5 protein-coding genes are annotated in these 6,562 nt (G+C 41.6%); 2 read left to right on the forward strand and 3 right to left on the reverse strand.

Annotated features, from left to right (window positions below; genetic code table 11):
* Window positions 1-63 precede the first annotated feature (63 nt).
* From ACM0OR_RS10615 to ACM0OR_RS10625, 3 genes are all read right to left on the reverse strand, one after another.
* Window positions 64-1,446 carry a hypothetical protein gene (locus tag ACM0OR_RS10615; RefSeq protein WP_414576192.1) on the reverse strand — a complete coding sequence of 461 codons (1,383 nt, stop codon included), beginning with the start codon at window positions 1,444-1,446 and terminating at the stop codon, window positions 64-66.
* 334 nt (window positions 1,447-1,780) lie between these two features.
* Window positions 1,781-2,443, reverse strand: a complete 663-nt coding sequence (locus ACM0OR_RS10620; RefSeq protein ID WP_414576193.1) for a response regulator — start codon at window positions 2,441-2,443, stop codon at window positions 1,781-1,783.
* The gene (locus ACM0OR_RS10625; RefSeq protein WP_414576194.1) at window positions 2,440-3,825 is read right to left on the reverse strand and encodes a sensor histidine kinase; all 1,386 of its coding nucleotides are present in this window, start codon (window positions 3,823-3,825) and stop codon (window positions 2,440-2,442) included. Before ACM0OR_RS10625 ends, ACM0OR_RS10620 begins: the two co-directional genes overlap by 4 nt.
* A gap of 122 nt (window positions 3,826-3,947) precedes the next feature.
* On the opposite strand from ACM0OR_RS10625, the gene ACM0OR_RS10630 reads away from it, so the two are divergent.
* Both ACM0OR_RS10630 and ACM0OR_RS10635 read left to right on the forward strand, forming a co-directional pair.
* Window positions 3,948-5,288: an efflux RND transporter periplasmic adaptor subunit gene (locus ACM0OR_RS10630; RefSeq protein WP_414576195.1), complete on the forward strand. Its 1,341-nt coding sequence runs from the start codon at window positions 3,948-3,950 to the stop codon at window positions 5,286-5,288.
* Window positions 5,289-5,294: 6 nt separating this feature from the next.
* Complete coding sequence (locus ACM0OR_RS10635; protein ID WP_414576196.1) at window positions 5,295-6,503, forward strand: ABC transporter permease; 1,209 nt, start codon at window positions 5,295-5,297, stop codon at window positions 6,501-6,503.
* Window positions 6,504-6,562: the final 59 nt, after the last annotated feature.

Genomic DNA, 6,562 nt, shown 5'->3' on the forward strand with positions numbered 1-6,562 from the left:
TTGTTCGTTCGCGCTAGCTTTGCTACGCTACGCTAGCGCGAACGCTCGCAATGACAATATAAATTATATACTTACAGTATCTTTTTTACTGTAGTATTTTGTTTGAGCATAGATACTAATGAGAGTATCTCCTAATACAAAAAACTTACCTTCTCGCTCATATTTAGAAAGCTGCAAATCAGGATATTTTCTCACAATTTCTGTTGCAGTCATCGCTGGTACTGACATTTTTTTTGGTAACATCCCAGTAGCACCAATGTAAAACACTAAAGGAGAAATTATTTCTTGATAAATTTTATCTGCATATTGTTCAAGCTTGGTTTTAGCATCAGTTAATGCCGTTATCATTATCTCTTTGCTGACATCATAACCAGAGAATCTATCCTGCAATAATTGTGCCAAACTACTAGCATTGACTTTAGATAGAGTTGCTGTAACTATTCCGTAATTTTCAATTCCTAAAAAGTCATCAAAAATCACTTTCATGAACTCATCTACTTTTGTGATCTTGACGCGAGATGACAGTAGCTTATGCCTAAAGGCAAGATTTTCTTGAAAAGCCATTGTAAAATTAGGCTTGGTGAAAATTTCGCCTGTCTTTTTGTCATAAACTCGATACATCTTATCAAGGAATTTGTTGGCAGAATAAAACTTACTGAGATTCAAAATGTCTTTACTGCCAATATCAATTTTATAACTAGTCTGGAAGTCAATAATGTCATTAGCTATTGCTTCTTGACGGCTTGTATATGCGTTAGTTGTGGGGAAATTTAGATAAACATGGTTAGAAATATAGTAATTGTTTAATTCATGCAACTGGAGTTTTACAAAAATATCTGATTCTCCTTTGAGATGAGCAGAAATAATACTAACAATGACCTTAATTTTGGCTAATTCATCAAATAAACCATCAATGTTTGGATATTGTGCATTGTTACTGACTAAGGGCAATTTATCCAACTGAATAGTGTATTCCCTATGAAACTCAAATTCGACTGCATCTAAAACATCTTTGAGTAATTCAAAAGTTTTTTTACTGCTAATTTTGACTTTTAATGACTGAATATTAAGTTTACCATTGTTAACAATTGTGTAATTGTTAAAGGTATGTAAGTCATTAACTAGCAACCCTGCAACTTCCAAAATTGGGGTTTTATCATCAGATTTTACTAGCTTAACTTGACGTTGAACTAGCATATTAATTGTGGCAGTATTGCGATTAAACTCAAATTTACCCATGCGAACATACTCTGCATTATCTATATACTCTGCTCGCAACCAAGGCTGAATAAGTTCTCCATTGGCATCCCTGACACCTTGAATCCGTTGGATACCTGTTCTTTGATAATTTTCTTGCAAATGCTTGATATTAATAATGATACTGTTGCTGTTTTTTTTCAAAATATCTATGAGTTTTAATAGAGATATTTTGTCATTATTTGACATATTACTTCCTCTAGAAATAGCGTTTTTTCTGTCGATTGCGAAGCCCCGAACCCGAAAGGCTTCTTGAAGAGATTAATTGACTAAGTTGAATAGTACAATTGTACTATAAAACATAAATGAATGGTTGTTGGTTTTTGCAGTTCACTACAAATAGGGGTTCGTCCGGGATACGCGCAAGTGCGATTCGTTCTGGAGAAACCCAGTTTGTGACAACTCTCACCGCTAATTGCAAGCAGTGTGCGTTACGCTCTCAGATTCACATAAGAGACTTGCTGCTTCACGGGCGGGGCTACCCCTAAGCCCCAACAAATGTCTTGATTGCAGGTTTGAGCGATTAGTATTGCAGGTCGCTACAACTAGCAAAAAGTGCAGCTTGGGTGCGATCGCGCAAGTTCAATCGATTTAAAATACTGGTAACGTGGTTTTTGACAGTCCTTTCAGATATGTAAAGCGTTTGGGCAATTTCACGATTGCTAGCTCCACAAGCAATTAATCGCAATACCTCCCGTTCTCTAGGCGAAAGTTTTGCTAATTCAGGAGGAATGTCTAAGTGAACAGAATGAGCTGGCCTTTGCTGTGCCATTGCTTTCTCAAAAAGTCCGGGGCCGAGATGGGTGTGTCCATGATAGACTGCCCGAATTGCCAGTGCTAAATCCTCCGATGAGGTATCTTTGAGCAAATAACCCTTCGCGCCAAAGCTCATTGCCTGGGAAACATATTCTTCATCATCAAAGGTAGTCAAAATCAGAACCTGAGTTGACCTAAAACATTGGCAAATTTGCTGTGTTGCTGCTACGCCATCCATTACAGGCATTCGTACATCCAACAATACTACATCCGGTTGTAGAGATGTTCCTTGCAGAGACTCAATCACCTCTAGGGCTTGTTGACCGTTTTCAGCCTCTCCTACTACCTGTAGGTCTGGTTTAGCTTCTAATAAGCTTTTGAGTCCTTGGCGAATGATCATCTGGTCGTCTACCAGCAACAAGCGAATCATGGCAGAAACTTCCTCAGTGGAATATTAACAGTTACACGGCAACCTCTTCCCATTTCGCTTGCTAGCCTAAAGTTACCTTCCAGGGCTAACGTTCTTTCTCTCATTCCCTGCAACCCAAAACCAGTGGTATTTTGTTCTGGATTGAAGCCTCTACCATTATCTTCAATTAGCAGATGTAAGTATTCAGGTGTTGTTTGCAATTTAAGAGTAACTTGCGTCGCATGACTGTGTTTGGAAATGTTCGTTAAGGCTTCTTGGATAATACGATAGATAGCAGTTTTAACTTCAATCGTGACTGATTGTGTCAGGTCAATTGTGCTGTCTAGGGTGATATTCGTCCTGTTGCCAAAGTCTTCAATTAGGCTGGTAAGGGCTGATTCTAGGTTTTTCGCCTGTAAAGGGTCAGACCGCAGGGTTGAAATTGATTGGCGAATTTCTTTCAAAGCTATTGATGCTAATTGCTTGGCTTCGCTCACAAAAACTTGGGTTTTGTCTGGGTTGGAGTGACAAAATAATAAAGCATTTTCTAATTGAATACTTTGAGCCGTCAAGGCATGACCCAAGGAATCATGAATTTCGCGGGCTATGCGGTTACGCTCCTGTAAAGTTGCTTGATCTTCTATGCGTAAGGCGTATTGATGTAACTGATTATGGGCAAGTGTTAGTTTTTGCCGACTTTGCCGTTCTGCTAGCAACGCATTTACCAGCATCAAAACAAATACCAATACCAATCCAAACAAAATTGTCGTGTTGATATTACTAATAATAAACCAAATCCTAATCTGGTTGAGGGTTACAGGTCTGGGTTGTGTCAGTTCCAGTTGAATCGCTGGAAGATCCTTTACCGAAATTACCAGTGATAACAAGAAAGAAAGAAAGACCAATCCTGTAGATAGCAATCGTCCCGTTGGTTGAAAAATTAGGCAACTGCGGATAACGACAATTAGATAAGGAGACAAAAAAGATATCCGCCAACTTCCCCAGGCAGTTACAAGCCAAATAATTCCTAGTTCCAGTGCGGTGTAAAGCCATTTACTCGCAGTTGTACCCCTTGGCAACCGCAACCCCATAAACCCAAATCCAATAATGCAGATGATGTTTAGCAACCAAGAGTAAGGCAGCAACTTTGATGTCTGAGAAGATTCTGCTAATAGCGTTCCTAAATATGGAAGACTTTCCCACGGTAGCTCACCCAGAATTGTAATTACCAACAAAATCCATTCCAGGTAAAGCAGTAAACGAAAAGGATGGGTTTTAACTTGCAGAAGGCGGTTCACAGTGTTTGCGGCTTCAGAAAAGGTTCTTAGTTCATCTGTACGCGATGGAAGTTTATTCTTACTAGAAACTTGTGTTGCAACTTTATCCGAAGACTTTATTACCAAAGCACTGAAAAAAATAGGACTTTGGTACTAAAAACTTTGGGAATTTAGATCCATGTAGCAAATATACGCAAGCTCGTACTATTAAGACAATCTTGAACAAAATAGTGAGGCAAAGCGTACTAATGCAAACTTTACCATTCTGTCGGGTAAAGAAGCAAAACCCCTGGATTTTTGGAGTCCTGGTACTTGGAGTATTGGGAACTACCACGACAGTTTACTTGAAGACCCAAAAAACTGCTTTTAAGCAAGATATAACTAGCCAAACCATAATGGTGCAAACCAAAGATTGGGTAGTCCAAATCCAAGCCAACGGGGTGGTGCAGGCAATACAAAAAATCAACCTCAGTCCGGAAGAGTCTGGACGCATTGCTCAACTGTATGTGACGGAAGGCGATCGCGTCCAGAAAGGACACATTATTGCCCGCATGAGTGGTGAGCGCATCCAAGCGCAGGTCAATCAGTATCAAGCATTCCTATCAAAAGCGCAGGCTGACTTAGAGCTAAAGCGTTCTGGAACTCGTGCTGAAGAAATTGCTGAGTTAAAAGCCAGGGTTGCTACAGCTCAAGCATCTGTCGCCGCAGCCCAAGCAAGGCTGAACCATGCCACAGAAGAACTCAAACGCAATCAAATGCTAGTTCAAGAGGGTGCAATCTCCCGGAATGCTTTTGGAGAGGTTATGGCTAAACAAGGGGAAGCTAAGGCAAATCTGGAAGCGGAACTAGCACGACTTAAAGAACAGCAACAGAGTTTGAACAAAGCTAAAAATGGACTGCGCCCTCAAGAAATCGCCCAAGCAGAAGCTGAGGTAGCCCAGGCCAAAGCGCAACTGGCTTTTTATCAAAGTCAGCTCAACAACACTGTGATCCGTGCGCCTTTTACGGGCATCATCACCCGTCGCTTTGCTCAAGAAGGAGATTTCGTTACACCCACCACCTCAGCCTCTTCTAGTGAAGGAGCAACATCTGCTTCCATTGCTGAACTCTCTAGTGGCTTAGAAATTGAAGCCAAAATTCCTGAAGCTACCATTTCTAAAATTAATTTAGGTCAAACCGTAGATATTCAAGCAGACACCTATCCCAACGAAACTTTTCAAGGGCGGGTGAGCTTGATTGCCCCTAGAGCAGTGCAGGAAAATAATGTTACCTCCTTTCGGGTGAAAGTGGCACTTTCTACCGGGCAGACAAAGCTGAAATCAGGCATGAATGTGAAATTAACGTTCTTGGGAGAGCCAATCAAAAATGCTGTGGTGATTCCCTTGGCTGCGGTTGTGACTCAGCCTAACGGTCAAACTAGCGTATATGTAGCTGATGAACAAAATCAGGCCAAATTCCAAGTAATTAAGGTGAGTGCAACGAGTGGCGATCAAGTGCAAATATTAACAGGATTGAAAAAGAGCGATCGCGTGTTTATATCTCCCCCCAGCACTGAAAAGATTGACGGCATAGACACTGTGGAATTTTAGTTAATTATGAATCTACTTGAAAGTACCAATATGGCAGTCAAAACATTGACTGCAAATAAACTCCGTAGTACGCTCACCATGCTAGGAATTATAATTGGTAATGCTTCTGTGATTTCGATGGTCGCCATCGGGCAAGGCGCACAGCAGTTTACCCAGCAAAAGTTAGAGTCTTTTGGGCCAAATCAACTCTCTGTTTTTCCTGGTAACGAAAATACGCAGGGATTAAGCACTGAAGTTGCACAACTGGTTTTAGCTGATGCTCAGGCCATAGCAAATATTGCACCCGCCGTCCGGGAAGTTGCGCCGCAGATTAGTAGCAATTTGCAATTATCCCGTCAAGGACGCATCAGTCAAGTAAACGTGACAGGTACGACACCGGGAATTCTCTACGTCCGAAATCTACGTGTTCGCCAAGGACGCTTTTTTGAAAACTTTGAATTACAGCAAAATGCCCCAGTTGTGATTTTGGGGTCAGCAGTTGCAGACAAACTCTTTGGTAGTGAAAATCCGCTTGGTCAGCCAGTGCAGATGAATAACTTAAGTTTTCAAGTGATTGGCGTAATGCAAGCCAAAGGTGCTTTCATGGGTGCAAATCCTGATGAGACAGCCTACGTCCCTATTACTACTATGGCATTTCAGTTAACAGGAAGGCGATCGCCATTAGGCATTCCCATTGACTACTTAGAACTTTCTGCCCAAGATCGAGCTAGTATCCGAGCAGCAGCTTTCCAAACCACCAACATTCTCACCCGCAGACGTGGCAAGAAGGACTTTATGGTTGCCGCCAACAAGTCAGTTCAAGACTTAGTGAGTCAAGTGACGGGAGCTTTGAGTTTAGTCTTGGCATCAATAGCGGGTATCTCCCTGGTGGTTGGTGGTATCGGCATCATGAATATTATGCTAGTCTCTGTCACCGAGCGTACCCAGGAAATTGGACTACGTAAAGCAATAGGGGCAACTGAACAAGCAATCCTCACCCAGTTTTTGATTGAAGCAATTATCCTCTCAGTCGCAGGTGGCTTAGTAGGAACAGGTATAGGCGTAGGTGGCGCACTCATAGTTGGGATGTTCACCCCTTTGCAACCATCAGTACCGGTGGGATCAATTCTACTAGCAGCAGGCGTTTCCGGCAGCATTGGTTTAATTTTTGGTGTTGCACCAGCACGACAAGCTGCGCGACTCGATCCCATTACAGCGTTAAGAGGAGGGAATTAAGCAAATATAGGACTTACGCATTGACAGAATAACAAAATAGTGAATTGATGAATATAGGT

The sequence above is a fragment of the Anabaena sp. CCY 9402-a genome, from assembly GCF_963920945.1.
Classification (GTDB): domain Bacteria; phylum Cyanobacteriota; class Cyanobacteriia; order Cyanobacteriales; family Nostocaceae; genus Trichormus; species Trichormus minutissimus.